Source organism: Bradyrhizobium genosp. A, assembly GCF_049949275.1.
Classification (GTDB): domain Bacteria; phylum Pseudomonadota; class Alphaproteobacteria; order Rhizobiales; family Xanthobacteraceae; genus Bradyrhizobium.
The window spans coordinates 2,094,461-2,119,530 of record NZ_CP188196.1 but is presented as its reverse complement, the minus strand read 5'-3'; the positions used below and the strand labels follow the sequence as shown (position 1 = coordinate 2,119,530).

General features: G+C 65.0%; 26 protein-coding genes. 11 read left to right on the top strand and 15 right to left on the bottom strand.

Annotated elements, in window-relative coordinates:
• Nucleotides 1–43: 43 nt before the first annotated feature.
• From exbB to ACP2YP_RS09870, 3 genes are read left to right on the top strand one after another with little or no spacing between them, the layout of a single operon-like run.
• Nucleotides 44–856 (top strand): tonB-system energizer ExbB, encoded by an 813-nt coding sequence (gene exbB, locus ACP2YP_RS09880; protein ID WP_426423940.1) that lies wholly within the window; start codon nucleotides 44–46, stop codon nucleotides 854–856.
• A 5-nt stretch (nucleotides 857–861) separates the two neighbouring features.
• Nucleotides 862–1,296, top strand: coding sequence for a TonB system transport protein ExbD (exbD, locus tag ACP2YP_RS09875; RefSeq protein WP_426423939.1), 435 nt, complete (start codon nucleotides 862–864; stop codon nucleotides 1,294–1,296).
• Nucleotides 1,293–2,018, top strand: a complete 726-nt coding sequence (locus tag ACP2YP_RS09870) for an energy transducer TonB family protein (protein WP_426423938.1) — start codon at nucleotides 1,293–1,295, stop codon at nucleotides 2,016–2,018. Before exbD ends, ACP2YP_RS09870 begins: the two co-directional genes overlap by 4 nt.
• A gap of 101 nt (nucleotides 2,019–2,119) precedes the next feature.
• Here the strand turns inward: ACP2YP_RS09870 and ACP2YP_RS09865 are convergent, their stop codons facing one another.
• The 9 genes from ACP2YP_RS09865 to ACP2YP_RS09825 all read right to left on the bottom strand — a co-directional run bounded on the left by ACP2YP_RS09865 (nucleotide 2,120) and on the right by ACP2YP_RS09825 (nucleotide 10,301).
• Nucleotides 2,120–2,503 (bottom strand): RidA family protein, encoded by a 384-nt coding sequence (locus ACP2YP_RS09865; protein ID WP_234681859.1) that lies wholly within the window; start codon nucleotides 2,501–2,503, stop codon nucleotides 2,120–2,122.
• Nucleotides 2,504–2,543: 40 nt separating this feature from the next.
• Nucleotides 2,544–4,169 (bottom strand): N-acyl-D-amino-acid deacylase family protein, encoded by a 1,626-nt coding sequence (locus ACP2YP_RS09860; RefSeq protein ID WP_426423937.1) that lies wholly within the window; start codon nucleotides 4,167–4,169, stop codon nucleotides 2,544–2,546.
• A gap of 10 nt (nucleotides 4,170–4,179) precedes the next feature.
• Nucleotides 4,180–5,499, bottom strand: a complete 1,320-nt coding sequence (locus tag ACP2YP_RS09855) for an MFS transporter (protein ID WP_426423936.1) — start codon at nucleotides 5,497–5,499, stop codon at nucleotides 4,180–4,182.
• 231 nt (nucleotides 5,500–5,730) lie between these two features.
• On the bottom strand, nucleotides 5,731–6,501 hold the full coding sequence (locus ACP2YP_RS09850) for an IclR family transcriptional regulator (RefSeq protein ID WP_426423935.1): 771 nt from the start codon (nucleotides 6,499–6,501) through the stop codon (nucleotides 5,731–5,733).
• A 125-nt stretch (nucleotides 6,502–6,626) separates the two neighbouring features.
• The gene (locus ACP2YP_RS09845) at nucleotides 6,627–7,094 is read right to left on the bottom strand and encodes a hypothetical protein (protein ID WP_426423934.1); all 468 of its coding nucleotides are present in this window, start codon (nucleotides 7,092–7,094) and stop codon (nucleotides 6,627–6,629) included.
• Between the two features lie 11 nt (nucleotides 7,095–7,105).
• Nucleotides 7,106–7,621 carry a GNAT family N-acetyltransferase gene (locus ACP2YP_RS09840; protein ID WP_426423933.1) on the bottom strand — a complete coding sequence of 172 codons (516 nt, stop codon included), beginning with the start codon at nucleotides 7,619–7,621 and terminating at the stop codon, nucleotides 7,106–7,108.
• Nucleotides 7,622–7,678: 57 nt separating this feature from the next.
• Complete coding sequence (locus tag ACP2YP_RS09835) at nucleotides 7,679–8,614, bottom strand: glycosyltransferase family 2 protein (protein ID WP_426423932.1); 936 nt, start codon at nucleotides 8,612–8,614, stop codon at nucleotides 7,679–7,681.
• Nucleotides 8,611–9,762, bottom strand: coding sequence for a hypothetical protein (locus ACP2YP_RS09830; protein WP_426423931.1), 1,152 nt, complete (start codon nucleotides 9,760–9,762; stop codon nucleotides 8,611–8,613). The genes ACP2YP_RS09835 and ACP2YP_RS09830 overlap by 4 nt, the downstream gene beginning before the upstream one ends.
• 47 nt (nucleotides 9,763–9,809) lie before the next feature.
• Nucleotides 9,810–10,301 (bottom strand): NUDIX domain-containing protein, encoded by a 492-nt coding sequence (locus ACP2YP_RS09825; protein WP_426423930.1) that lies wholly within the window; start codon nucleotides 10,299–10,301, stop codon nucleotides 9,810–9,812.
• Between the two features lie 92 nt (nucleotides 10,302–10,393).
• Here ACP2YP_RS09825 and ACP2YP_RS09820 point away from each other — a divergent pair, with 92 nt between their 5' ends.
• Entirely contained in the window at nucleotides 10,394–11,275 is an 882-nt protein-coding gene (locus ACP2YP_RS09820; protein ID WP_426423929.1) for a metallophosphoesterase family protein, read from the top strand.
• Between the two features lie 39 nt (nucleotides 11,276–11,314).
• Here ACP2YP_RS09820 and ACP2YP_RS09815 read toward each other — a convergent pair whose 3' ends face one another.
• The 3 genes from ACP2YP_RS09815 to ACP2YP_RS09805 form a co-directional block, all read right to left on the bottom strand.
• Entirely contained in the window at nucleotides 11,315–11,869 is a 555-nt protein-coding gene (locus ACP2YP_RS09815) for a hypothetical protein (protein ID WP_426423928.1), read from the bottom strand.
• A gap of 191 nt (nucleotides 11,870–12,060) precedes the next feature.
• Nucleotides 12,061–12,270, bottom strand: coding sequence for a DUF4170 domain-containing protein (locus ACP2YP_RS09810; RefSeq protein ID WP_008137787.1), 210 nt, complete (start codon nucleotides 12,268–12,270; stop codon nucleotides 12,061–12,063).
• 23 nt (nucleotides 12,271–12,293) lie between these two features.
• Nucleotides 12,294–13,928, bottom strand: a complete 1,635-nt coding sequence (locus ACP2YP_RS09805; protein WP_426423927.1) for an isocitrate lyase — start codon at nucleotides 13,926–13,928, stop codon at nucleotides 12,294–12,296.
• Between the two features lie 236 nt (nucleotides 13,929–14,164).
• On the opposite strand from ACP2YP_RS09805, the gene ACP2YP_RS09800 reads away from it, so the two are divergent.
• Entirely contained in the window at nucleotides 14,165–15,610 is a 1,446-nt protein-coding gene (locus tag ACP2YP_RS09800; protein WP_426423926.1) for a helix-turn-helix domain-containing protein, read from the top strand.
• A gap of 148 nt (nucleotides 15,611–15,758) precedes the next feature.
• Here ACP2YP_RS09800 and ACP2YP_RS09795 read toward each other — a convergent pair whose 3' ends face one another.
• The gene (locus ACP2YP_RS09795) at nucleotides 15,759–16,052 is read right to left on the bottom strand and encodes an antibiotic biosynthesis monooxygenase (protein ID WP_074120044.1); all 294 of its coding nucleotides are present in this window, start codon (nucleotides 16,050–16,052) and stop codon (nucleotides 15,759–15,761) included.
• A 225-nt stretch (nucleotides 16,053–16,277) separates the two neighbouring features.
• Between ACP2YP_RS09795 and ACP2YP_RS09790 the strand changes: the two genes are divergently transcribed.
• The 3 genes from ACP2YP_RS09790 to ACP2YP_RS09780 all read left to right on the top strand — a co-directional run bounded on the left by ACP2YP_RS09790 (nucleotide 16,278) and on the right by ACP2YP_RS09780 (nucleotide 18,013).
• On the top strand, nucleotides 16,278–17,090 hold the full coding sequence (locus ACP2YP_RS09790; RefSeq protein ID WP_426423925.1) for a hypothetical protein: 813 nt from the start codon (nucleotides 16,278–16,280) through the stop codon (nucleotides 17,088–17,090).
• 167 nt (nucleotides 17,091–17,257) lie between these two features.
• Nucleotides 17,258–17,494, top strand: coding sequence for a hypothetical protein (locus ACP2YP_RS09785; RefSeq protein WP_426423924.1), 237 nt, complete (start codon nucleotides 17,258–17,260; stop codon nucleotides 17,492–17,494).
• Nucleotides 17,495–17,656: 162 nt separating this feature from the next.
• Complete coding sequence (locus ACP2YP_RS09780; protein ID WP_426423923.1) at nucleotides 17,657–18,013, top strand: hypothetical protein; 357 nt, start codon at nucleotides 17,657–17,659, stop codon at nucleotides 18,011–18,013.
• A gap of 230 nt (nucleotides 18,014–18,243) precedes the next feature.
• Here ACP2YP_RS09780 and ACP2YP_RS09775 read toward each other — a convergent pair whose 3' ends face one another.
• Complete coding sequence (locus tag ACP2YP_RS09775) at nucleotides 18,244–18,885, bottom strand: tetratricopeptide repeat protein (protein WP_426423922.1); 642 nt, start codon at nucleotides 18,883–18,885, stop codon at nucleotides 18,244–18,246.
• A gap of 135 nt (nucleotides 18,886–19,020) precedes the next feature.
• Nucleotides 19,021–19,989: a zinc metalloprotease HtpX gene (gene htpX / locus ACP2YP_RS09770; protein WP_426423921.1), complete on the bottom strand. Its 969-nt coding sequence runs from the start codon at nucleotides 19,987–19,989 to the stop codon at nucleotides 19,021–19,023.
• A gap of 286 nt (nucleotides 19,990–20,275) precedes the next feature.
• On the opposite strand from htpX, the gene ACP2YP_RS09765 reads away from it, so the two are divergent.
• From ACP2YP_RS09765 to ACP2YP_RS09755, 3 genes are all read left to right on the top strand, one after another.
• On the top strand, nucleotides 20,276–21,619 hold the full coding sequence (locus tag ACP2YP_RS09765) for an HlyD family secretion protein (protein WP_426423920.1): 1,344 nt from the start codon (nucleotides 20,276–20,278) through the stop codon (nucleotides 21,617–21,619).
• The gene (locus tag ACP2YP_RS09760) at nucleotides 21,619–23,556 is read left to right on the top strand and encodes a glycosyltransferase (protein ID WP_426426099.1); all 1,938 of its coding nucleotides are present in this window, start codon (nucleotides 21,619–21,621) and stop codon (nucleotides 23,554–23,556) included. The genes ACP2YP_RS09765 and ACP2YP_RS09760 overlap by 1 nt, the downstream gene beginning before the upstream one ends.
• A 104-nt stretch (nucleotides 23,557–23,660) precedes the next feature.
• Nucleotides 23,661–24,962, top strand: coding sequence for a lytic murein transglycosylase (locus ACP2YP_RS09755; RefSeq protein WP_426423919.1), 1,302 nt, complete (start codon nucleotides 23,661–23,663; stop codon nucleotides 24,960–24,962).
• The last annotated feature ends 108 nt before the right edge of the window (nucleotides 24,963–25,070 follow it).

Sequence of the window (25,070 nt, the reverse complement as noted above, 5' to 3'; positions counted from 1 at the left end):
GCGGGGAACGATTGGGGGGCCGATCGAGACACGAAAGAGCGATATGAACAGTTGCGGAAACAAACGCGGGAGCATTCTTTGCTCCCGGCCCGTCGTGGGTGCCTTCAGCTTGCTAGCCACGGCTGCGCTGCTTGCGCAGCCCGCGCAGGCGCAGGCCCCAAATCCCCTGCTGCCGCACAATCTGTCGCCATGGGGGATGTTCCTCAATGCCGACATCGTGGTGAAGGGGGTGCTGATCGGGCTTGCCTTCGCCTCGCTCGTGACGTGGACGGTCTGGCTTGCCAAGACCATCGAGCTTCGCCTCGCGAGGACTCGCGCAAGGCGCCGGATCGACATGCTGGAACAAGGCGGCAGCCTGCGTGACGCGGCGGACGCATGCGACGGCGACCGCGACGCCATCGCGCAGCAGATCCTCTCGACGGCGCGCGAGGCGGAGCTGTCGGGCGGCGTGGTCGATGACGGCTTCAAGGAGCGCGTCGCATTGCGGCTGGAGCGCGCAGAAGCGGCGGCGACGCGGCAGATCTCGCGCGGCGTCGGCATCCTCGCCACCATCGGCGCCACCGCGCCCTTTGTCGGGCTGTTCGGCACCGTGTGGGGCATCATGAACTCCTTCATAGGGATTTCCGAGTCTCACACGACCAATCTCGCCGTGGTGGCGCCGGGAATTGCCGAGGCGCTGCTTGCCACTGCGCTGGGGCTCGTCGCCGCAATCCCGGCCGTCGTGATCTATAACCACCTTGCGCGTGTGATCGCGGGCTATCGCGCCTTGTTGGGCGACGCCTCGGCGCAGCTGCTGCTCATGATCAGCCGGGGCCAGCGCGGCCGGACCATGTCGCTGCCGCACGCGGCGGAGTGACGGCCATGGCGATGCGTCTCGGCTCACGCTCCGGCGGCGACGATCTCGAAATCCAGCACGAGATCAACGTCACCCCCTTCATCGACGTGATCCTGGTGCTGCTGATCATCTTCATGGTGGCGGCGCCGCTTGCGACCGTCGATATCGGCGTCAATCTGCCGGCGAGCACGGCCCCGGAACAACCGCGGCCCGACAAACCGGTTTTCGTCACCATCAAATCGGACCAGACCGTCGCAGTCGGCGACGCCGTCATCGATCATTTGGCGCTTCCCGGAGCGCTCGATGCGGCGACCAACAGTCGCAGGGATGAAACGATCTTCATCCGCGCCGACAAGGCGCTGAGCTATGGCGAGCTGATGGAGGTCATGAACATCATGCGTGACGCCGGCTATCTGAAGCTCGCTTTGGTCGGGCTGGAAACGCCGGCAACCAAGCCATGAACGCACACACCCTGCATCTGCCCGAGCGACCGGGCTTCTCGCGCTGGAGCATTGCCGGCGTGACGATCCTGCTCGCGCATGCGGCCCTCGTGGCGGGCGTTGCGCTCTGGTATGCCCACCGGCCGCGGGCCGAACCCAACATCATCCCCGCTATTTCCGTGTCACTCGCGCCGGTCGAGGCCAGTTCGCCCGAAATCCAGGACCAGGACGTCGCGGTCGGGCCGTCCATGCAGCAGGCGGAGGAGGCGCCGCAGGAGCCGCCCAAGCAGGAGCAACCCGTCGAAAAGGTGGAGCAGCCGCCACCGCCGCAGCAGCAGGCCGAAGTCACCTTGCCGCAGGAGACGCCCAAGCAGGTCGAGCAGCCGAAGCCAGAGCCTGAGCCGCCGGCACCGGAGACCCGTGCGCCGCCGAAAACCGAGCACATCGGACAATTCAGTCAGGCCAGCGCCAACGCTTATAGCGCGCTGGTGTTCGGTCACCTGCAACGATTCAAGCGCTATCCAGCGGCCGCGCGCGGCGCGTCCGGCACGGTTACCGTGCGGTTTGAATTGAACCGTGCCGGCGACGTCATCGACAGCGAGGTGGCAAAGACTTCCGGCAATGCGGTGCTCGACCACGAGGCGCTCGACCTCCTCCAGCGCGCCAGCCCGTTCCCGGCATTTCCGGCCGCCAAGCCGGAGGCGCGAGACAGCTACCTCGCTCCGGTAAGTTTCGCCCGGTAAGCGCAACACGACGGCTCCGGCGTTGGCTTCTCCTTCGGCATCTCGCAGCACTTCTAAAGCGCAGTGAGATCAGGGTGAAACGTCATCGCTGCAACGATCGTTCACCTGCGATAGGCGACGCAGTCGATTTCCACCTTGCAATCCACCACCATGCTCGACACCACGCAGGCCCGCGCCGGAGGATTGGCGCCGAAATATTCGGCGAAGACCTTGTTGAAGCTTTGAAAGTCTCTGGGATCGTCGAGCCAGACGCCGCAACGCACGACATCCTTGGGCTCAAAGCCGGCTTCAGTCAGGATGGCGAGCAGGTTGCGGATCGCCTTGTGCGATTGGGGGATGATGCCGCCCTCGATCACCTCGCCGTTTTCCATGGGCGTCTGACCCGAAACGTAGAGCCAGCCGTCGGCCTCGACGGCACGGGCAAAAGGAAGATGCTGGCCACCGGTGCCGGTGCCGCCGGCCGCGCCGTATCGTTTCAGCGTCATTGGTATCGTCCTGTGTGTGATGATTAGACTTGCGGGGCCGTCAGCCGGTGATCAGGGCCCGGCCCGGCCGCGCGAAGGTGCTGCGTCCCTCAGTGACCACGGCCTCGCCCGCGACGAAGACAGAACGGATGCCTGTGGGCATTTCCGTCGGCGTCTCGAACGTCGCCTTGTCCATGATGGTCTCGTCGAACAGCGTGAGATCCGCGATCATGCCCGGCCGCAGGATGCCGCGGTCGGACAGGCCGAAGCGCTGGGCGGGCATCGCCGTCATCCGCCGCACGGCATCTTCCAACGTCAGCCAGCCTTGCTCGCGTGTCAGGCGGCCGGCGACGCGCGGGAAACTGCCATAGGCGCGCGGATGCGGCTTGGTGCCCGGGCGCGGAATGCCGTCGGAGCCGACCATGTGCAGGCGATGGGTGAAGGCCGCGCGCAAATCGGCCTCATCGAGCTGGAACATGATGATGCCGGTCTGGCCCTGATCCTCCTCGATGCACCGAATCATGAGATCGAACGGCGAGATGCCGAGCTCGCGCGCGGCATCGACCATCGACTTGCCCTCAAGCGGCTTCAGCGCGGGATTGCCGGTGCCGGAGATGCGCACATTGTGCCAGCCGATCAGCACGATCTTGGACTGCGCGGCATGCGGATCGGGATCGCCCTCCTCCACCAGCACGCGCAGCGCTTCGCGCTTGACCGGATCGTGCAGCCGCGCGCGCAGCGCGTCGATGCCGCCTTCGAGCGCGGCCGGCGGCAACAATTGCAGCATGTAGGAACTGCCGGCAGGATACGGATACATGTCGAACGAGATATCGATCCCCTCCGCGCGCGCGGCCTCGAGCCGGTCGAGCGCCCTGGGGATCGCGCCCCAGTTCGGCTTTCCCGCCGATTGCAGATGCGACAGCAGCCCCGCCGCACCGGAGGCGCGCAGGATCGCGATGAACTCGTCGATGGATTGCAGCAGGCCCGCTTCATAGCTGCGGATATGCGCGGTGAGCAGCTTGCCGTGAGCGCGCACGGTCTCCGCCAGCGCGCACAGTTCGTTGGTGTCGGCATAGGCGCTCGGCGGATACACGAGGCCGAGCGACAGGCCGGCGGCGCCTTGGCTGAGTTGCCGCGCGAGCAGCGCCTGCATGGCCGCGATCTCCTGCTCCGTCGCCGCGCGGCGATCGTAACCGAGCACCGCGAGCCGGATCGCGGCATGTCCGACCAGCGAGACGAGGTTGAGCGCCACGCCCGGCCCTTCCAGGGCCAGCCGGTAGCCGTCAAAACTGTCGAAGACTTCGTTCGCCCGGGTTTCACCGGCGAGACCCGAGAAGTGCAGGCGCAGCATCTCGGCGGAGCCTGCGGTCGCCGGATAGAGCGAGAAGCAGCAATTGCCGACCACGAGCGTGGTGACGCCCTGCAACACCTTCTCGGGCCTGTCAGGTTCGCGCAGGCAGATCAGGTCGTCATGGCAATGGGCGTCGATGAAGCCCGGCGCGAGATAGCATCCGCGCGCGTCGATGATCTCGGCCTCCTCCGCCGGCAGCGAGGCCCCGATCGCCGCGATGCGGCTGCCGCTGATGCGCAAATCGGCCTCGAACCACGGCGCGCCGGTGCCGTCGATCAGCCGGGCGTTGCGGATGAGCGTGTCCTTGGCCCTGCTCTGGCTTGTAGCTTGGGGCATGCCCCTCTCCTCAGTGGGCCGGCACGGCGCCTGGCGGCGGCGCCTCGGCGAAATCCGGAATCGATTCGATCCGCCCCAGCACCACGACATAGAAGAAGATGCCGATCAGCAGCACGACGCCGGCGATCAGGAAAGCACCGGCAAACGATTGCGTCCAGTCGACCACGATTCCGGTGACGATCGGTGCGAGCACGCCCATCATGTTGTTGGTGAAATTGAGAATGCCGCCAACCGTTCCCGCCCCGCCCTTCGGCGCGATCAGCGACACGATCGAGGACCCCACCGGCGCCGCGGCGGACAATCCCGAGATCGCGATCGACAACCACAGCAGCGCCCAGCCCGGCTTCACGGTGAAGGCGGCGCCGATCACGGCAAGCCCCATCAGCATGCCGACGATGATCACCGATTGGCGCACCCGCGTGCTGTCGTAGCCGCGCGCGATCAAATGATCGACCAGGAACCCGCCGATCAGGAGGTCCGACAACGTCGCGAAAATCCAGGGGATCGTCGAATAGCCCGCGGCCGACATCAGGTTCATATGCATGGTCTGCGCAAGATAGCCCGGCAACCAGGTGAGGAAGAGATAGAAGGTGTAGCCATAGGCGGAGAACCCGATGGTCAGCCCCCAGACCTTGCGATTGCGCAAGAGGTAGCCGAGCATGCGGCTCTGCCCCGCCGTGGCCGGGCCTTCCGGCGTGCCGCCGCCGGCAATGATGTAGTCATGCTCCGCCTTGGACAGCTTCGGATCCTCGCTCGGATTTCGATAGATGAGGTAATAGGCGACGAAATACAGAAAGCTCAGCAGCGCGGTGACGCCAAAACCCCAGCGCCAGCCGTAGAGAAAGATCACATAGGCGACCAGCGGCACGCCGATCACGTTGGAGAATTTCGCGGCGGAATCGAAGATCGCAGTCGAACGCGCGCGCTCGTCGAGCGGAAACCAATGGCCGGTCGCCTTCTGGCTTGCCGGAAAGGCCGGTGCTTCCGCGACGCCGAGCAACAGGCGCGCGGCGGCGATGCCCCAAAGTCCGCTGGCGAGCGCGGTGATGGTGGCGGCGACCGCCCAGAGGAAGCTGCTGGCGCGGCCGACGGTCGTGACACCGTAGCGGTCGAGCACCATGCCGCCGGGGACCTGCAGCAGCGAATAAGTCCAGAAGAACGCGCTGCCGAGCAGGCCTATGTCGGTGGCGCTGAGGCCAAGCTCCCTGGTGAGCTCGGGCGTCGCGGCAGAGAGCCCGACGCGATCGATGTAGTTGATGAGAATTCCGACACCGAGCAGACAACCGATCAGCCAGCGTCGCCCGGGTACCTGTTGGCCTGCATTCGCCATTTTGAATCCTCTCTAGATAACGTGGGATCAGATCTCTCGTGCCGCCAAACTGCGGAACGGGGGACCATCGCCGCGTCGATCATCGTCTCTTATAATGGACAATATTATCTTATAGCGTCACGTTAGATATTACGGCGCCAGGATGTCAAGCCCCGACATTCCGCCGCGCCGCCTGTGCGCGCGGCAACGACCGCGCACAACGGTGCGCGTTCGGCGACCTGCCGGCTCGGTTCAGTGACGATCTGAGAGTTCGGTTGCGGTGGCGACGAGGTCGTCGAGCAGCGCGGTCCTGCGCTCCTTCACCGAGTCCGCGGGAACGACGAAGCAAAGCGTCGCGACCGCGACCCCCTTCTTGTCGCGAATGGGCGCGGCAAGACACGACGTAAACCGATCGGACAGCGCCGTCGTCACGCATTTGCCGTCGCGTCTCGCGCGTGCGACGTCCTTGATGAAATCGTCGATATCGAGGACGCGGCCGTCCGGAAGGCGAAAATCCTCTTTCGGAACGAACGCACGAATTTCCGTTGGGCTCATATGATCCAGCAGCAACCGGCCCGATGCGGTCCACGGCAGCGGCACCTCGATGCCGACATCCGTCGTGATCCGGAACAGGCCCGACCCGTCCCGCGTATCGACCACCACGTATTTGCGGCCGCGCAACGCGCAGAGTTGCGCGGTGGCGCTATGCTGGGTCGCCAGCCGGTCGAGGGCTTCGCGGCATCGGCGATGCAGGGGATTGGCCTCCGCATAGGCCCGCCCGTAGAGATGCACCGCCTTCCCGAAATAGACCTGACCACCCTCGCCGACGCTCTCCAGCAAGTCCGCCTCGATCAGGCGGTTGGCGATGGCATAGACGGTGGATCGCGGCGCGCCCATTTGCTTGGCGAGGTCGCTGAGCCTGGAGGGCGCGCGCAAATGCAGCAGCGCTTCCAGGAGATCGATGGTCCGATCAATCCCGTTCTGGCGTTCCGCGGGCGAGGCGCCCTTTTTGGATGCAGCCAAACTTCACATATCCTTCGTCAGCTTCGCGCCTGCGGTTTTTGGCATAAACCGCGGCGACGGTATAGCGTGTCAGGCTTTCCGCTTTCAGAATAAAGCTTTGGAGTTACAGTCGGGGCACCGGCGAGTCACGAGCCCTGCATATAGCGAATGGGGTTTTCAGGATCCGCTTTGAAGATGCCGGCAACCTCCGCGAAGAGGGCCGATACCGCATCTTGCTTGAGATCATCGAACCGCTCGAAACTGAAGTTGTTGGCCCCCATCCGCAGTTCGCCCAGTTTTCCGGCATAACGGGAGACGATCGGCGTACCTTGGCTGGTTACGGCCACGTACACGCTGATGTAGTTCTTCTGGAGCGCAACGCCGATCACCGGCCACTCCGTGCTTTTTCCCGATTTGACGGCGTAGCGAAACTTTCCATAGCCGATCATCTTCATGCGCATTCCCGCCTCTCCCGCGGGCGTTCCTCGATGGAAATAGCGCTTGAGGGTCGGCGCAGCCGAGACGATCAGCTTGTGCAACTCGGTCAGATCGCGCCTTCGCTCCGGATCGAAATCGAGGTAGGCCTGCAATGTGTCGGCTGTCATCCGGAACATGTGAGCCTCGACTACCCGCGCGCCTTGCTCCAGTCGGGAGCGACCGTGCCCGAGACGCCTTCAAAGGCGCCGTCGACGAGCTCGAACACCAGGACGCGGGCGGCGTCGACCGGGCCCGGCATGGTCACGCGCCCCTTGGGGACGAGCTTGAAACCGACGCGGCTGTAATAGGGCTCGTCGCCGACCAGCAGCACGATGGCGTGGCCTTTGTCCCTGGCGTCCTGCAGCGCCCGCTCCATCAGCATGCGGCCGATGCCGCGGCTGCGGAACGGCGGCTCGACGGTGAGCGGCCCGAGCAGCAGCGCCGGCGTCTCGCCGATCACAATGGGCAATTGCCTGACGGAGCCGACCAGCAGCGTGCCGATGCGGGCAGTGAAAGAGACGTCAAGCAGGTGGTCGACGTGCTCGCGGATGCGGTAGGCGCTGAGCACGAAACGGCCGGGGCCGAAGGTGCGCTCGTGCAGCCGCTCGATCGCCTGGGCGTCGCCCGGGGCTTCGGGACTGATGGTGATTGAGAGGTCGGTCATGTTGCTTCGCGGGGTAGCATCTGCGTTTGTGGAGGTCCATGGGCGTTGCGCCCGGCTTCAGTTCCTTTTCGGCGCCGGCTGGGACAGATAGGCCAGCATCTTCATCTCCCGCCGTCCCCGCGTCACGGTATCGAGCACAAGGCCCGACGAGACCGACAGCATCGCCACGATCGTCAATCCCATCGACAGCACGGCGGTCGGCAGGCGCGGCACCAGGCCGGTTTCGATGAACGTGACGACGATCGGGATCGCAAGGGTGATCGCGGCCAGCGCCAGCAGGATCCCCATCACGGTGAAGAAGCGCAGCGGCCGCTCCGAGCGGTACAGCTTGAGCATGGTGCCGAGAATGCGAAAGCCGTCGCGCCAGGTGTTGAGCTTCGAGAACGAGCCTTCCGGCCGCGCGTAATAGGGCGTCTCGACCTCGGCGACCGGCAGCGACAGCTCCAGCGCGTAGACCGCGAGCTCGGTCTCGATCTCGAAGCCATCGGACAGCACGGGGAACGATTTGACGAAGCGCCGCGAGAACACACGGTAGCCGGACAGGATGTCCTTGAAGGCGTGGCCGAAGGTCGAGGACAGGAAGCCGGTCAGCATGCGGTTGCCGGTGCGATGGCCGAGACGGTAGGCGGCCTGCGACTGGTCGATGCGGAGCCCGACCACCATGTCGAGATGCTCCTCGAGCAGCTTGTCGATCATGCGCTGCGCGCTCGGCGCATCGTAGGTGGCGTCGCCGTCGACCAGCACGTAGATGTCGGCCTCGACATCGGCAAACATGCGACGCACGACGTGGCCCTTGCCCTGCCGCCGCTCGCTGCGCACGATCGCGCCGGCCTCGCGCGCGACGGCCGCGGTGTTGTCGCGCGAATTGTTGTCGTAGACATAGATCTCCGCCGCGGAGAGCGCCTTGCGGAAGTCGGCGACGACGGTCGCGACCGCCGCCTCCTCATTGTAGCAGGGCACCAGCACGGCGATGCGGGGTTGAGTGGATGTCATCGCGGCAGCGCTCCCAGACTGGCCGGCTCACAGCCAGCCGATGCAGCCTCTCGCACCTCGGCCGGCTGCAACAGCCGGGTGAACGACAGCGTCCACAGCGACAGCATCGCGATCGGCACGACGTAGTACGGCGTGAAGATCGGATGGCTGAGGAAGAAGCCGAGATTGACGACGAGGTTACCGGCAACGACGAAGGCAGCCTGCCGCACATGCCGCTCGCCGGACCATAACAGCGAGAGCGTCGCGCCGATCGCAAGCACGATCAGCACGATCTGCATGTCGCGCAGATACTGGCCGAAAACCGCAAGATCGAACGCCGGCGCGACCAAATCGGCGCTGCCATAGGTTGTCGCCAGCGCGCTGCCGGCGTTGATGGCCTGGGCGGCCAGCGTCGGCGCCATGCCAACGAGCACGCCGGCACCGAAGGCGAGGCCCTGCACGAATGTCGCGAGCGAGCGCGTCCACAGGAAGGGAATGCCGAGGAACAGGAAATAGCCGGCCGCGAGCAAGGCATTCGGCAGTCTGAAATTGACGGATGCGCCGAGCAGGAGACCGATCAGCGCGATCAGCAGGACGCTGCGCTTGCCCCTGGCCAGCCACAGTGCCGTCAGGAAGCCCGCGACCGCGCACAGCGCCATGGTCGGCGCAACCGAATAGCTCGCTTTCGCCGGATTGATCATGAGATAGACGGCAAGCGCGCCGAACAGGCCTGCGCCCGAGATCGACGGCAGCGTCCGCGCCACGGCAATGCCTGATAGCGCGAGGCCGCACACGATAAGGCTCGCGGTAATGTAGAGCGGCACGACCTGACGACCTTGCGGAAACAGCGCCAGCAGAAAGCCGGTGCCCGGCGGATATTGCAACACGACCTTGCCGTCCGGCATCGGATTGTGGCAGGGCCAGCGGATCGGATCCTTCCATTCGGCGAAGGCGATCTCCTTCAACTTGCCTTCGAAATAACGGTCGTCGTCCCTGACCGCGTTGGTGTCGAGCCCACCGGCGCCGAAGCGCTGGAACAGATGCGCCTGCCGGAGATAGCAGATGTCGTCATAGACCCCGCGCGCCTCGCTCCAGCGCGACATTGTCGCAATGTTGCTGGCGAGGATCGCGAGGCAGATCAGGCCGAAGGCGAGTTTTGGGGCTTTCATCAGGTTTCCGTGGCGCCCATTCGGACTGGTACTAGCATAGCCCGCCCTCAGCGCCACGTCGCAATCAGGGGCTTGCCGTGAAGCACTTCCGCGATCCGCAGCCGCGTGCCGGGGGTCGCCTCCTCCGGCAGCGCGGCGGTGTCAAAGAAGCCGCATTCGATGATCTCGTGGTTGGGCGCCGGCAGCCGGTCCTGCCGGAAATGCCTGACCACATAAACCGCGACATGGTCGCGGCGAGAGATGTGGCTGTTGAGGAAGATACCGTGCAACAAGGCCTCCCCGGTGAGATCGATATCGCCCTCCTCCTTGAGCTCGCGGCGCATCGCCTGTTCCATGGTCTCGCCATAGTCGACACCGCCGCCCGGCAAATACCAGCCCGAGACGTAGCTGTGCTTGACCAGAAACACCTTGTTGTCGGCATCGAGCACCACGGCGCGGACGCCGAGCGTCATGCCGCGGATCAGCAGGAAATAGGCGTGGAAGACGCGCCGCAGCAGCGGCTCGAATCTCCGTCGGATCTCGTCGAGGCGCATCGCCATTAGTCTCTCGTGATGCGCCCTTTCAGGCGTCCCTTGCGCGTTTGTCGCGACCTTGCCATTACAGCAAGCGAATAGCGAGGCAATCGCGCGCCATGGCACCTTTCACGCTCGCCCATCTGTCCGACCCGCATCTGCCGCCGCTGCCGAAGCCGCGGCTGATGGAGCTCGCCGGCAAGCGCGCGCTCGGCTACGTCAACTGGACGCGCAACCGTCACAAATACCAGCGCCGCGACGTGCTCGACGTGCTGGTCGCCGACATCAAGGCGCAGGCGCCGGACCACATCGCGGTGACAGGCGATCTCGTCAATCTGGCGATGGAGGCGGAGTTCGCGCCGGCACGCACCTGGCTCGACGGGGTCGGCTCGCCCGACCGCGTCACCACGATTCCCGGAAATCACGACGCCTATGTCCGCGCCACCGCGCATCGCTTCGGCGAGACCTTTGCGCCCTGGCTTGCCAGCGACGACGGCAGCGTCGGCTTTCCCGGCGTGCGTCGGCGCGGCCCGGCCGCGCTGATCAGCCTCTCCAGCGCCGTGCCGACGCCGCCTTTGATGGCGACGGGTACGCTCGGGCGCGATCAGCTCGACGCGCTCGATAAGGTGCTCGACCAGCTCGCAGCCGAGGACGTCTTCCGCGTGCTGCTGGTGCATCATCCGCTGAAGTCCGACGCGCGCCAGAAGCGGCTGACGGATTCCGCAGCCCTGCTGGCGCTGCTCAAGCGCAGCGGCGTCGAGCTGGTCCTGCACGGGCACGACCACATCCATTCGACGATGTGGTTCGAAGGCCCCAACGGCAACATTCCCGCGATCGGCGTGCCGTCGGCCTCGGCGCTCGCGCACGGGCGCTACCCGGCGGCGGCCTACAATCTGTTCGCGGTCGAGAAGGACAATGCCGGCTGGCGCTGCGAGCAGATCGTGCGGAGCATCGATCATGGCCTGCAGATGCGCGAGATCAAGCGTGCGCGGCTGCTTTGAGGCGCGCGCGTCAGCGCGAGCACGGACGACGGCGAGCAATCACCAGCTCCGCAATGCCGCGAGCACGGCGACGCCGAACAACGCGGCAGCGCCAAGGACGAAGCCGAACACGAACGGCCAGACGCGCGAGCGGCGGGGCGGCTCCGCGATCTCCGGCTTCGGCTCGGGCAGAACCACCATCGCGCGCTCGCGCTCGATCATGCGGCGGGCGACGTAGTCGGTCACGGCGTCCACGATCACCGAAGTGTCGTGCGATTCGGTGAGCACGATGCGGCCGAAGCGGGTGTCCTGGACGAAGCGGTACATCCGCTTGTCGCGCCCCATCATGATGTGGGCGACGACGTCGATCCAGAGCCTGGGCGTATCGCCCTGGCTGATGCCGCGGTCGAACAAATCGATCTGATCCGGCACCTGGGCGAACAGCGGGTCGAGCGCGTCGTTGAGGATCTCGAGCCGCGCCACCTCGGCGTCCCTGAGATCGACGACGACGCCGGTCCGGTCGGCGGCCTCAATCCGCGCGCGCAACAGCGCGTCGCGCAGCCGCACCGGGCGCGGCTGGCTGGGATGGGTCCCGCTGGTCTCGGGCTCTGACATTGTCGGCCTCGTCCTCGACTTTTCGGCCATTAACCTATCAGCAACCACAGTGCCCGCAAAGGGTCCATCATTCCAGATACTTACGGCGCCCACAGGCCGTTGATGTGTGCCAAAAACAGACGATCCCACCCGGCTTGCGCCGGATGGGACCCTCCGTCCTTGGACGTCTTCTTAAGTCGGTCAGGCAGCCGTCAGGCCGAGACCCGCGACGGCTCTTCCACGATCGAGAAACGGACGCCGGCCTTGTGGCGGTTCTCTTCCGAAACCGAGCGCCAGGCGTCTTCGGCTTCCTTGCGGGTCTTGAACGGACCCTGCACCTGGGCCGAGCCTTCGACGAGCTTGTGGAAGTTCATCGAGCCGAACTCGCCGCCGATCACCCAGAAATTGCTGCCTTTGGTCATTGTCAGTCTCCTGTTGCGTGGCGTTAGCCGAACTGGTTCATCGTGTTGTGCGCGCCGCCCGCCTTCAGGGCAGCTTCACCTGCGAAGTACTCCTTGTGGTCGTCGCCGATATCGGAGCCGGCCATGTTCTGGTGCTTGGCGCAGGCGATGCCCTGACGGATCTCCTGGCGCTGGACGTTCTTCACGTAGCCGAGCATGCCCTGCTCGCCGAAATACTCGCGTGCGAGGTTGTCGGTCGACAGCGCCGCCGTGTGATAGGTCGGCAGCGTGATCAGGTGGTGGAAGATGCCGGCGCGCTTGGCCGAATCCGCCTGGAAGGTGCGGATGCGCTCGTCGGCTTCAAGCGCCAGCGGCGTATCGTCGTATTCCGGCTTCATCAGCTCGGCACGGTTGTACTTCGAGACATCCTTGCCCGCTTCCTTCATCGCGTCGTAGACCTGCCAACGGAAGTTGAGGGTCCAGTTGAACGAGGGCGAGTTGTTGTAGGCGAGCTTGGCGTTCGGGATGACCTCGCGGATGCGGTCGACCATCTTGGCGATCTGCTCGATATGCGGCTTCTCGGTCTCGATCCAGAGCAGGTCCGCACCGTTCTGCAGCGAGGTGATGCTGTCCAGCACGCAACGGTCCTCGCCCGTGCCGGGACGGAACTGGTAGAGGTTCGAGGGCAGCCGCTTCGGACGCATCATCTTGCCGTTGCGGTTGATGATGACGTCGCCGTTGCGAGCGTTGTCCGCCGTGACTTCCTCGCAGTCGAGGAAACTGTTGTAGAGGTCGCCGAGGTCGCCCGGCTTGTGGCTGACAGCGATCTGCTGCGTCAGGCCGGCGCCGAGCGAGTCGGTGCGGGTGACGATGACGCCGTCCTCGACGCCGAGCTCGAGGAAGGCGTGGCGGCAGGCGCGGATCTTCGCGATGAACACCTCGTGCGGCACGGTGACCTTGCCGTCCTGGTGACCGCACTGCTTCTCGTCGGAGACCTGGTTCTCGATCTGCAGCGCGCAGGCGCCCGCCTCGATCATCTTCTTGGCGAGCAGATAGGTCGCCTCGGCGTTGCCGAAGCCGGCGTCGATGTCGGCGATGACGGGCACGACATGGGTCTGGAAGTTGTCGATCTTCGCGATCAACTCCTTCTCCTTCGCCTTGTCGCCTTCCTTGCGGGCGGCATCGAGGCTACGGAAGATGTCGTTCAGCTCACGCGAGTCGGCCTGACGGAGGAAGGTGTAGAGCTCCTCGATCAGCGCCGGCACCGAGGTCTTCTCGTGCATCGACTGGTCGGGCAACGGACCGAACTCGGAACGCAGCGCCGCGATCATCCAGCCGGAGAGATACAAATAGCGGCGATCGGTTCTGCCGCCGAAGTGCTTCTTGACCGAGATCAGCTTCTGCTGGGCGATGAAGCCGTGCCAGCACCCCAGCGACTGGGTGTACTTGGTGGGATCGGCGTCATAGGCCGCCATGTCGCTGCGCATCAGCGCCGCAGTGTAGCGGGCGATGTCCAAACCGGTCTTGAAGCGGTTCTGCAGGCGCATGCGCGCGACGGCCTCGGCCGACACCCCGTTCCAGGTCGGTTGGGTCTTGAGGAGCGCCTGGGCCGCATCGACTTCGCTCTGATACGACGCCGGGCCCTGGAGGGTGCTGATGCCACGGGGCTGGTAGTTCATGTGCCTTATCCCTTTCGACTGATGGCAAGGCGCTCGGCCTTGTCATCGACATTTTTGACAGTGAATTGCGAGATGCGTGTCATGAGCTAAACGCGAGAAAGGGAAGCTCGTACAGAGGGCTTGTATTTGAATGGTGATGTCATGTAACATCAGAACATGTAATAGACGTTATTTTGTAAATTTTGTAAAAAATACGGGTTAGCCTGTCTGTCCTTAACGCGTCTGGAGGCCTGAAAATGCCCGCCGAGTCCGGGAAAAAGCTGTTCGTCGGTCCCCGCTTCCGGCGAATCCGGCAGCAATTGGGACTCTCCCAGACCCAGATCGCCGAGGGGCTCGGGATCTCGCCGAGCTATGTCAATCTGATCGAACGGAACCAGCGCCCGGTGACCGCGCAGATCCTGCTGCGGCTGGCTGAAACCTACGACCTCGATCTGCGCGACCTCGCCACCGCCGACGAGGACCGCTTCTTCGCCGAACTCAACGAGATCTTCTCCGATCCGCTGTTCCGCCAGATCGACGTCCCCAAGCAGGAACTGCGCGACCTCGCCGAGCTCTGTCCCGGCGTGACACATGCGCTGCAGCGGCTCTACGCGGCCTATACCGAGGCACGCCAGGGCGAGACGCTGGCGGCAGCCCAAATGGCCGACCGCGACGTCGGCACGCGCTATGAGGCCAATCCGGTCGAGCGCGTGCGCGAGCTGATCGAGGCCAACCGCAATTATTTCCCGGAGCTCGAGCAGGCCGCGGAGAACCTTCGCGACGAGCTGAACGTCCCGGCGGAGGGACTTTATGCCGCGCTCGCCGCGCGCCTGCGCGAAAAGCATTCGATCCAGACCCGCATCATGCCGGTTGACGTGATGCGCGAGACGCTGCGCCGTTTCGACCGCCACCGCCGCCAGCTCCTGATCTCGGAGCTGGTCGATCCGCCCGGCCGCGCCTTCCAGCTCGCCTTTCAGCTCGGGCTTGGTGAATGCGCGCAGCATCTGGAGACCATCATCGGCCGCGCCGGCCCGCTCGACGACACGCCGCGCCGGCTGTTCCGCATTACGCTCGCCAATTACTTTGCGGCGGCCGTGATGATGCCCTACCCGGCGTTCCTCGCGGCGGCCGAAGCGCTCAATTACGACATCCACGTGCTGGCGCAGCGCTTCAATTCCGGCTTCGAGCAGGTCTGCCATCGTCTCACCACGCTGCAACGGCCGAACGCACGCGGCATTCCGTTCTTTCTGCTGCGCGTCGACAATGCCGGCAACGTCTCGAAGCGCTTTTCGTCGGGCACGTTCCCGTTCTCGAAATTCGGCGGCACCTGTCCGCTGTGGAACGTGCACTCGACCTTCGACACGCCGGATCGCCTGCTGAAGCAGGTGATCGAGCTCTCCGACGGCACGCGCTATTTCTCGATCGCGCAAATGGTGCGCCGGCCCGTCGCGCCGCACCCGCTGCCGCAGCCGCGCTTCGCCATCGGCCTCGGATGCGAGATCCGCCACGCCGCGCGCCTGACCTACGCTGCCGGCATGGATATGGAGAATACGGAAGGCACGCCGATCGGCGTCAACTGCCGGCTCTGCGAGCGCGAAAACTGCGCCCAGCGCGCCGAGCCGCCGATCACGCGCACACTGATCCTGGACGAGACGACGCGGCGGGTGAGCTCGTTCGCGTTCTCGAATGCAAGGGAGTTGTGACCGGCGGCACGCATCTGCCTCACTCTCGTCATTGCGAGCGAAGCGAAGCAATCCAGACTGTTTCCGCAGTAACAGCCTGGATTGCTTCGTCGCCCGCGACAAAATTGCTTCGCAATTTTGTCGCGGGCTCCTCGCAATGACGGAAGGCTTACGCCAGCGTATGCACGATCACAGGGCCCGCTGCCGCGCTCGCATGCCCTGCGAGCAGCGAGCCCAGATCCTTTTCGATCCAGGCGATGGCGCGCTTGTTCGCTTCCTCGGCCTGCTCGAACTTGTCGAAGATGGAGATCGCGGTCACCGTGTCATCGCCGGCATAAACCACGTAATAGGCCCTGAAGCCGTCGACGTCGCTGATGATCGGAACGGCGCCGTCCTTGATGCGGCGCGCCAGCTCTTCGGCGCTTCCGCTTTTCGCCTTGGCCTGACGGATGGCGGCATACATGGCATCCTCCCTTCAGCTTCTGATGTGGGCCTGGTGCCCGGCTTCGATCTTACGCCGAAGCGACCGGCCAATCCACGCTTGGTTAACCCGCCCCTAATCCACTTCCGCGATCTGCAACCAACGATTAAGCACGCCTCAACATCGCGGCCTTAGTCTCGCCCCACTCACTTTTCGCAAACAACGGCAGCCGATCCTGCCGCGTGAAGTGACATCAGGGGGTTCATCATGCGCATTGCGTTGCTGCTGACCGCGACCATTGTCGGCGCGCTGTTCGCCAATCCGTCCAACGCCGGCTCGCTCGACGTCGCGTCCGCCGATGCCGCGAAGGCGGTGCCGCCCGGCTTCCAGAGCTACCGCGGCTACATGTTCGACGTGTCGGAGAATTCCGATCGCAAGGACGTCGACAAGCTCACCGCGAATCTGAAGCAGCAGATCGACGTCGTCGAAGGCGCCGGGTTCTCCCCGCGCGTGCTTCGCTTCTTCCGTACCGTCCCGATCATCGCAAGCGAGCTGGCCTGCCTCGACGAAGGCGCCGCGACCGCGTGCTACGGCCGGGTCACGCCGGACATCCAGCGCACCAGCCCGCGGACGCTAACGGTGTGGGACCACGACAAGCAGCGCTGGACCAACCCGAGCGCCGTCGACCTCGCGGTCGATTCCGGGCTCGGCGTGATCATGGTCCGGCCAGACATGATGCGTTACGAGAAAGAGGCCGTGCTGCTCCACGAGATGCTGCACGCCTATCACGCGCGGCTGCTGCCGGACGGCTACGCCAACAAGGGCGTGATCAGCTATTACGCCTATGCCAAGTCCAAGGATTTCCTGCCCAAGGAAGCCTATGCGCTGAAGAACCACATGGAGTTCTTTGCGGTGACCGCCAGCATCTTCCTGGCCGGCAAGAGCGAATTCCACGATCCCAAGACCCGCGAAGCGCTCAAGGAGAAGATGCCGGACTATTACAAATATCTGGTCGGCGTGTTCGGCTTCGACCCCGATCCTGCGGCCGTCTCTAGCGGGCCGGTTGCCTCGCTGAAGTGAGGCACCTCCCGGCACCCGCCAAGGGCCGCGCCAGCAAGGCGGCCCGGCAGTCTGCAAGGCCTGTCTTGGGCCGTGTGACGTACAGCACGGCCGTTCGCTGAAGGATCGGGCATCGTCAATTTCAGAGGGCTGCGATCGGCAGCCCCGATTTGAATAAGGTGCTGATCATGAAAAAGCCGACTCTTTCCGCCATCGCCGCTCTCGTCGCCGTCACGGCGCTGGCCGGCTCCGCCCAGATCTCCCCCGCGGCCGCCGGCGGCCTGGACTGGCTCGGTAACGACAATTACGTGCGCTGCTTGAAATATGTCAGCGGGCTCGCCCATGGTGATGCCGCTGCCTACGACCGTGGCCGCAGGGCCTGCAATCGGCAGTACTATCCCGGACATCCCGGCTACGATTACTGATCATCCCGGACCAACCTGGATCAAGGCCGCGCGAAGAGCGCGGCCTTCTCGTTTCGTAAACCGGAAGCTGCGGATGACGCCCGGGCGGGAATTGCCAAGGCGGGGCCCGATCTGCATAGTCCCGCCGCATCGATTGGGACTGTTTCGAAGAGGATAGAAGACATGGCGGACGCCGACCTGGATGTCGTGATCCGGCAACTGGCCAGACAGCTGCAGACGGGCCTGATGACCCGCGCCAAGGAGCGGCGGGATCGCTTCAGCGGCCTTGCGGCCAAGGCCAAGGGCAAGGAGACCGGCGCCCGCTTCAAGATGATGGCCAAGGCCACCATAGAGCAGGCCACCGCCGCGGCAAGGCGCCTCCAGATGTCCGCCGACAACGTCGCCGACAGCTACGCCCGCGCGATGCGGCTAGCCGCCAGCACGCCCGTCGAGGCGAAGGCGGAGAAGCCGCCCAAGGACAAGCCGGCGAAGAAGGCCGCAAAGGCCAAGAAGGCCAAAGCCAAGAAGGCGAACTCGTAGCGGCGCTTTCTTCCTTCTCCCCTTGTGGGAGAAGGTGGCATAGGCGGCTTCGGCCGCGGTTCTTAAGAGCGCCGAAGCGAAGCTTCGGCTATGGCGCCGGATGAGGGGTTGTTTCCACGAATTCAACGCGAGAGGTTCGCGCGCGGTGAGATACCCCTCACCCGTCTCGCCGCTCTGCGGCGAGCCACCCTCTCCCACAAGGGGAGAGGGAAGAGGGCAGCGCGAGAATTTCACCGCCGCGGCGCGGCGATCCGGCTCGGCTCGGCACTCGAAAGCTCAGCGAGTTTTGCGCGCGCGGCGTCGCGTGTGCGGCCGTCCTTGCCGGGCGGCAACGCAACGGCGGCTTCGAAATCTGCACGAGCATCGTCGGCCTGGCCGCGGGCGAGGAACGCAAGGCCGCGGTCGAGGCGGGACTGCGCGTCCGTTGGATCGAGGCGGACGGCGGTGCTGTAGCTCAAAATCGCGCGGTCGAGATCCCCCTTGGCGGCGAGCGCGAGGCCGCGCTCGTGATAGGGCGCCGCCGGCTTGGGATCGAGCGCGATCGCCTCGTCAAAATCGGCAATCGCAAGACTCAGCTCGCCGTTTTGGCGGTACGCCTGCGCGCGGTCGCGATAGAGCGAGGCGCGGTTGGGATTGAGGTGGATGGCCTCGTTGAAATCGGCGATCGCCCGGCCGTTGTCGCCGTGGCGCAGCGCGATCCGTCCGCGCCCCTCATAGGCGAAGGCGATCAGGGAGCCCTGAAACGGCGAGAAGCCGATCACGGCCGAGCAGATGTCGGGCTCGTCCTCATCGCCGCAATTCACGACCGTATGCGTGGACAGGCCAATGGCCACGCCCAGGACGATCAACAATGGCACGGCAGCTCTGGTCATCTTCGACGGTGACCGGCGACGAGCCGGCCACGCATCCCCTTTCGAAGGAACACTCTCGATCAGGTGTTAACACCGGCCGTGCCGATCCTGTGTGCGCCAGGTCACTAAGCCAGGCAAAATTCAGCCGGTTTCGTATCAGCCCCAGGAACCACGTGAAGGACCACGTGAAGGACCATTTGAAGGACCACGTGAAGACGAGCGGCCCCATGGGCCCTGCGGCGGATAGTTCTCGTTGGCGCCGACCGACGGCGCTGCGCGCGTGCCGAGCTCGGCCGCGAGTTGCTGAAGAGCGGCGATCCGGTTCTGCGTCGAGGGATGGGTGGCGAAGAGATTGTCGACGCCATGGCCCGACAGCGGGTTGATGATGAACATATGCGCGGTCGCGGGATTTCGTTCGGCGTCATAGTTCGGCACCTGATGCGCGGCGCCCTCGATCTTCACCAGCGCCGACGCCAGCCACATCGGCTGTCCCGCGATGCGCGCGCCGAGATTGTCGGCGGCGTATTCGCGCGTGCGGCTGATCGCCATCTGTACCAGCATGGCCCCGAGCGGGGCGAGGATCATCATCAGGATCGAGCCGACGATGCCGGGGCCGTTGTTGTCGCGGTGGCCGCCGAAGAACATGCCGAACTGCGCCAGCATGGAGATCGCGCCCGCGATGGTCGCGGTGATCGTCATCAGCAGCGTGTCGTGGTTCTTGATGTGCGCAAGCTCATGCGCGATCACGCCGGCAAGCTCTTCGCGGCTGAGCTGGTTCATCAGGCCGACGGTGACGGCCACGGCGGCGTTCTCGGGATTGCGGCCCGTCGCGAACGCGTTGGGCTGCGCCTCGTCCATCACGAACACGCGCGGCATCGGCAGGCCGGCGCGGCCCGCAAGCTCGGCGACGAGCCCGACCAGCTCCGGCGCGCTTTGACGGTCGACCTCATGGGCACCGCACATCGAGAGCACCGCGCGGTCGGAGTTCCAGTAGGTGAAGAGATTGGTCGCCGCCGCAATGACGAGCGCGATCATCGCGCCTGAGGCGCCGCCGATCAGATAGCCCACGCCCATGAACAGGGCGGTGAGGCCTGCGAGGAGCATTGCGGTACGCAGATAGTTCATGGCCGTCTCCCGGAGCCGGCCGCGGGTAAACCTCTGGCCGGCACACCGGAAGTATGAATGCGGCGAGCCGCTGCAAGGTTCGTGCGTCGCCGGGCCGCAGATTCATCTGCGTTGCGGCCAAGCTTTCACGCCTCGCTAAACCTTGACCGGGATTTGCGCAAAAACGCGCGCGGACGCTTAGCGACCTGGAAAGCGCGTCGTCGGCTTAATCCGCGGTAACCGGCGCGCTGCACGATCCCTGCGCATTGACCGGTTCCGTTGGCCTTCCGTCAGCAAGGTGACCGTCATGGCAGACCGCTCGCGTGCCGCTTCCGTCGACCCCGGATCCGCTCCCTCGCAAGACACCAAGGCTGACGCGAAAGGCTTGCAGGACGCGCTGCACGAGCAGCTGTTCGCCAATGACGAGGCCAGCCATGCGCCCGATGCGCAGACGTCGTCGGATACCGTGCGCCGCTGGCCCCATCTGCGGCGCGGCGCCAAGATCGCGATCGGACTGGCCATCATTGCCGTGTTCGGCTGGCTGCCACTACGCGCGGTCTGGGAAAATTCGAGCGTCGAGGCTGTGCTGAATTCCCGCATCGTCACGCTGCGCACGCCGATCGGCGGGCGCGTGTCGGCGGCGCAGCATGTCACCGACCAGGCCAAGCTCGATGCTGGAACCGTGGTTCTGCGCGTCGTCAATTCGCGCGGCGATCGCACCCGGCTCGACGATCTCCGCCGGCAGAAATCGCGTCTTGAGAACGAGCGGCCGAGCCTCGCCGCCAAGCTGACCTCGGCCCAATCAGCGCAAAAGGATCTGGCACGGCAGGCCTCGCAATTCCGCGACGGGCGCGTGCTCCAGCTCGAAGCCCGCATCGCGGAGATCCAGACCTCGATCGAGGCGGCAGCCGCGCGGCGGGACGAGGCAAGCGCCGCCGTCGAGCGCGCGTCGTCGCTGGCAAAGTCCGGCAATATCTCGACCGTCGAGCTGGCGCGGCTGACGCGCGAGCTCTCGGTATCGCAACAGACCGAGCTCGGCGCGCGCAAGCGACTGGACGCAGCCAAGGTCGAGCTTGCCGCTGCACAGAACGGCTCGTTCCTCGGCGACAGCTATAACGACCGGCCAAGCTCCGTGCAGCGCGAGGAGGAAATGCGCCAGCGTGCCGGCGACCTCGAAGCCGATCTCGCACGCACCGACACCGACATCGCCTGGCTCGGCAACGAGATCATCATCGAGGAGGTCCGCTTCGCCGATCTGTCCGAGGCCAATATCACGACACCTGTCGCGGGCCGCGTCTGGGAGATGATGACCTCGCCGGGCGAGGACGTGCAGGCCGGCCAGCCCCTGCTCAAGGTGCTCGATTGCAGCGGCGCCGTCATCACCGCCAATGTGACCGAGAGCGTCTACAACCGTCTGCAGCTCGGCGATCGCGCCACCTTCGAGCCGAACGATGACGGCGCACCGATCTCCGGCACCGTGGTCAATCTGACCGGCGCCGCCGGCGCGCCCGCTAATCTTGCCATCAATCCCGATGCGCTGAGCAAGGAGCCCTATCGCGTGACCGTGGCGCCGCGCGATGCCGCATCTCACGCCTGCACCGTGGGACGCACCGGCCGCGTCGTGTTCGAACGACGCGAGACCGCGTCGTGATGATGGCACTGACGCCTGGCCTGATTGCGCTCGGCGCCTTCATGGCGATCGTGCCGCTGCTCAGGCGCGACAGCACGATGGCGCGCTCGTTCCTCGCCGGCATGTCGCTGGTTTTCCTGCTCCGCTATCTCTCCTGGCGTGTCACGACGACGCTGCCGCCGCCGCGCCTGACCGTTGATGCCGTGATCGGCTATCCCTTCATGCTGCTGGAAGCGGCCTCGTTGGTTGCGGTCGCCCTGTCGCTGCTGTTCCTGAGCCGGACGATCGACCGCACCAAAGCGGCCAGGATCGACGGCCGCGCCACCGATCCGCGCGCGCCGCTGATCGATGTTTTCATCTGCACCTACAACGAGGAGCGATCGATCCTCGAGCGCACCATCATTGGCGCAACCGGCATGGAGTACGGCAACTATCGGGTCTGGGTGCTGGACGACGGTCGGCGGCCGTGGCTGCGGCGGCTCGCCGGCGAACTCGGCTGCGAATATCTCACGCGACCCGACAACCACCACGCCAAGGCCGGCAACATCAACCATGCACTCAGGCATGTCGGCACATTGACGGAGCGGCCGGCCTTCGTTGCCATCCTCGACGCGGATTTCGTGCCGCGGCCCGACTTCCTCGCGCGCACCATCGCGCTGATGGACGATGCCTCGGTCGGCGTGGTGCAGACACCGCAGCACTTCATCAATTCCGATCCGATCCAGACCAACCTTGCCGCAACCGACGTCTGGCCCGACGAGCAGCGCTTCTTCTTCGACATCCTGATGCCGGCGAAGGACGCCTGGGGCGTCGCCTTCTGTTGCGGCACCTCCTCCCTCATTCGCTATGAAGGGCTGAAGCGGATCGGCGGCTTTCCGACCGACTCGGTCACGGAAGACTATCTCGTCACGCTGCGTCTGAAGGAGTTCGGCTTCAATACCATTTATCTCAACGAGCGGTTGACGATCGGGCTCGCGCCGGAAGGGCTGAAGGAGTACATCACCCAGCGCGCCCGCTGGTGCCTCGGCTTCATGCAGATCATCCGCGGCCGCAGCGGTCCGTTCTCGCGAACGTCAAAACTCTCCTTCATCGACCGCTTCTCGCTGGTCGATTCCTTCATGAGCTGGTCAGCGGTCTACGCATCAAAGGTCGCGGGCCTCGTGGTGCCCTGGCTGTTCCTGCTGTTCGGCATCAAGGCAGTGCGGGCTGATCTCGCCGAACTGCTCCGCTTCTTCCTGCCGTTCTATGTCTGGCACAGCCTCACCATGGCCTGGCTGTCGCGCGGCCGTTCGCTCGCCATGATGACCGACGTCTCGCAACTCATCGCCGCGCCCGCGGTGCTCAAGGCCGTGGCAGCCGGCCTGCTGAAACCGAAGGGACACAAATTCAAGGTCACGGCGAAGGGCGGCGACCGCGACAGGCGATTTGTCGAATGGCCGCTGCTGCGGATCTATGGCTGCGCCCTCGCGATTACGCTCGCGGCCATTGCCTATGCTTTCATTCTGCATCTGCGCGGCGAGAACATTGCCTATGGCGGGCTGGCACTGGCCTGGAGCCTCTACAATGCATTCATCCTCGCCGTGGTCTGCTTCGTCTGCATCGAGCAGCCGCGCAAGCGCAAGGCGGAGCGCTTCGACCGCAACGAAGCCGTTCTGCTGCGCCAGGACGGCAAGTCGCATTTGGCGCAGCTCGCTGATATCTCCATTACCGGAGCGCGGCTGATCGATCCCGATCCGCCGCTCCCTGGCAGCACGATCGAATGCCGCATCTACGGCCGCTCGATCGCGGCGATCGTGGTCCGACGTACCGCGGACGGATTCGCGGTTCGCTTCGAAGAGAGCATGGACACGCGCGTGCATGCGATCAGGGCGTTCTATGCCGGCGAGTATGTGCGGGCCTATCAGGGTGTCAGGGCGCTGCCGGTCGGCAAAGCGCTGCTGATGCGACTGTTTGGCTAGCTCGCATTCCGCGCGCTGGCATGGCATGGAAAGGATGGCCTGAGGCCATCACTTCACCTAAACTTCCGCCGAATCCACGCCTGCCCCTCCCCACCGGAACCCCTATGGTCCAGACCCGATTTGCGATCGCGGCCGCCGCTCTGCTCGCGCTCTCCGTTCCCGCCGCCGCCCAGTTCGCGCCGCCGCCCGCAAGGCCTGTTGCGCCGAAGGCCACGGCGCCTTCGCCGCGCGCGGCGTCGTGCCACAATGGGGCGAGCTTCGATCGCTTTCTCGCCGACGTGAAACAGCAGGCGGTTGCTGCAGGCGTGTCGCAGCGGACGATATCGGAGGCGTCGCCCTATCTCGTCTACGACCAGGGCATCGTCAATCGCGACCGCGGCCAGCGCGTGTTCGGCCAGCTCTTCACCGAATTTGCCGGCCGCATGGCCGCGCCTTATCGCATGCAGAACGGCCAGCAGCACATCAAGCAACATGCAGCAGCGTTCGCGCGCGCCGAGAAGGAATACGGCGTGCCGCCGGCGGTGATTGCCGCGTTCTGGGGGCTGGAGAGCGATTTCGGCGTCAACATGGGCAATCTGCCGACGCTGAAATCGCTGGTGTCGCTCGCCTATGACTGCCGCCGCTCGGAGATGTTCGTGAGCGAGACCATCGCCGCGCTGAAGGTGATCGACCGCGGCGATCTCACGCCCGACGAGATGATCGGCTCCTGGGCCGGCGAGCTCGGCCAGACGCAGTTCCTGCCGACGCATTACGTCAACTATGCCGTTGACTATGACGGCGACGGTCGGCGCGACCTCCTGCGCAGCGAGGACGACGTGATCGGCTCGACCGCGAACTACATCGCCAATGGCTTGAAGTGGCGGCGCGGCGAGCCTTGGCTGGAAGAGATCAAGGTGCCGCAGAACCTGCCATGGGATCAAACCGATCTCAGCGTGCAGCTGCCGCGCTCGAAATGGGCGGAGTTCGGCGTCACCTATCCCGACGGCCGGCCGCTGCCGAATGACAATCTCGCGGCGTCCGTGCTGCTGCCGATGGGACGCTTTGGGCCGGCTTTCACGGCGTATGCGAATTTCGCGGCCTATACCGAATGGAATAATTCGCTGATCTATTCGACCACCGCGGGCTATCTCGCCTCGCGCATCGCGGGCGCCGCCCCAATGCGCAGGCCGGCCGGGCAGGTCGCGCAACTGCCGTTCAACGAGCTCAAGCAATTGCAGCAGCTTCTGGTCCAAGCCGGCTTCAATGTCGGCAAAGTCGACGGCGTGCTGGGCCAGCAGAGCCGCGCCGCCGTGAAGGCGATGCAGATCAAATACGGCCTGCCCGCCGATTCCTGGCCGACCGCCGAGCTTCTGGCCCGCATGCGCGGCGGCACGGCACAAGCGCAGCCGGCGGGGGTGGTGCGGTAGAAATTTCGCACCGCACAAGCCGCTTTGGCGATTGTATTATTCCATGAGGCTCCCATGTGAGTGGCTCAGGTTTTCCCCTGAGATTTCCCACCATTTGAAGCGAGCATC

What these genes read in the sequence shown, in the direction of transcription:
- ACP2YP_RS09795 (WP_074120044.1), bottom strand. Translation starts at nt 16,052, where the DNA reads ATGTATGCCGCCATCCGTCAGGCCAAGGCGAAAAGCGGAAGCGCCGAA.
- ACP2YP_RS09835 (WP_426423932.1), bottom strand. Translation starts at nt 8,614, where the DNA reads ATGACATCCACTCAACCCCGCATCGCCGTGCTGGTGCCCTGCTACAAT.
- ACP2YP_RS09815 (WP_426423928.1), bottom strand. Translation starts at nt 11,869, where the DNA reads ATGTCAGAGCCCGAGACCAGCGGGACCCATCCCAGCCAGCCGCGCCCG.
- exbB (WP_426423940.1), top strand. Translation starts at nt 44, where the DNA reads ATGAACAGTTGCGGAAACAAACGCGGGAGCATTCTTTGCTCCCGGCCC.
- ACP2YP_RS09765 (WP_426423920.1), top strand. Translation starts at nt 20,276, where the DNA reads ATGGCAGACCGCTCGCGTGCCGCTTCCGTCGACCCCGGATCCGCTCCC.
- ACP2YP_RS09760 (WP_426426099.1), top strand. Translation starts at nt 21,619, where the DNA reads ATGATGGCACTGACGCCTGGCCTGATTGCGCTCGGCGCCTTCATGGCG.
- ACP2YP_RS09870 (WP_426423938.1), top strand. Translation starts at nt 1,293, where the DNA reads ATGAACGCACACACCCTGCATCTGCCCGAGCGACCGGGCTTCTCGCGC.
- ACP2YP_RS09755 (WP_426423919.1), top strand. Translation starts at nt 23,661, where the DNA reads ATGGTCCAGACCCGATTTGCGATCGCGGCCGCCGCTCTGCTCGCGCTC.
- ACP2YP_RS09840 (WP_426423933.1), bottom strand. Translation starts at nt 7,621, where the DNA reads ATGACCGACCTCTCAATCACCATCAGTCCCGAAGCCCCGGGCGACGCC.
- ACP2YP_RS09820 (WP_426423929.1), top strand. Translation starts at nt 10,394, where the DNA reads ATGGCACCTTTCACGCTCGCCCATCTGTCCGACCCGCATCTGCCGCCG.
- ACP2YP_RS09780 (WP_426423923.1), top strand. Translation starts at nt 17,657, where the DNA reads ATGGCGGACGCCGACCTGGATGTCGTGATCCGGCAACTGGCCAGACAG.
- ACP2YP_RS09790 (WP_426423925.1), top strand. Translation starts at nt 16,278, where the DNA reads ATGCGCATTGCGTTGCTGCTGACCGCGACCATTGTCGGCGCGCTGTTC.
- ACP2YP_RS09785 (WP_426423924.1), top strand. Translation starts at nt 17,258, where the DNA reads ATGAAAAAGCCGACTCTTTCCGCCATCGCCGCTCTCGTCGCCGTCACG.
- ACP2YP_RS09855 (WP_426423936.1), bottom strand. Translation starts at nt 5,499, where the DNA reads ATGGCGAATGCAGGCCAACAGGTACCCGGGCGACGCTGGCTGATCGGT.
- ACP2YP_RS09860 (WP_426423937.1), bottom strand. Translation starts at nt 4,169, where the DNA reads ATGCCCCAAGCTACAAGCCAGAGCAGGGCCAAGGACACGCTCATCCGC.
- ACP2YP_RS09825 (WP_426423930.1), bottom strand. Translation starts at nt 10,301, where the DNA reads ATGGCGATGCGCCTCGACGAGATCCGACGGAGATTCGAGCCGCTGCTG.
- ACP2YP_RS09810 (WP_008137787.1), bottom strand. Translation starts at nt 12,270, where the DNA reads ATGACCAAAGGCAGCAATTTCTGGGTGATCGGCGGCGAGTTCGGCTCG.
- exbD (WP_426423939.1), top strand. Translation starts at nt 862, where the DNA reads ATGGCGATGCGTCTCGGCTCACGCTCCGGCGGCGACGATCTCGAAATC.
- ACP2YP_RS09775 (WP_426423922.1), bottom strand. Translation starts at nt 18,885, where the DNA reads ATGACCAGAGCTGCCGTGCCATTGTTGATCGTCCTGGGCGTGGCCATT.
- htpX (WP_426423921.1), bottom strand. Translation starts at nt 19,989, where the DNA reads ATGAACTATCTGCGTACCGCAATGCTCCTCGCAGGCCTCACCGCCCTG.
- ACP2YP_RS09805 (WP_426423927.1), bottom strand. Translation starts at nt 13,928, where the DNA reads ATGAACTACCAGCCCCGTGGCATCAGCACCCTCCAGGGCCCGGCGTCG.
- ACP2YP_RS09845 (WP_426423934.1), bottom strand. Translation starts at nt 7,094, where the DNA reads ATGTTCCGGATGACAGCCGACACATTGCAGGCCTACCTCGATTTCGAT.
- ACP2YP_RS09865 (WP_234681859.1), bottom strand. Translation starts at nt 2,503, where the DNA reads ATGACGCTGAAACGATACGGCGCGGCCGGCGGCACCGGCACCGGTGGC.
- ACP2YP_RS09800 (WP_426423926.1), top strand. Translation starts at nt 14,165, where the DNA reads ATGCCCGCCGAGTCCGGGAAAAAGCTGTTCGTCGGTCCCCGCTTCCGG.
- ACP2YP_RS09830 (WP_426423931.1), bottom strand. Translation starts at nt 9,762, where the DNA reads ATGAAAGCCCCAAAACTCGCCTTCGGCCTGATCTGCCTCGCGATCCTC.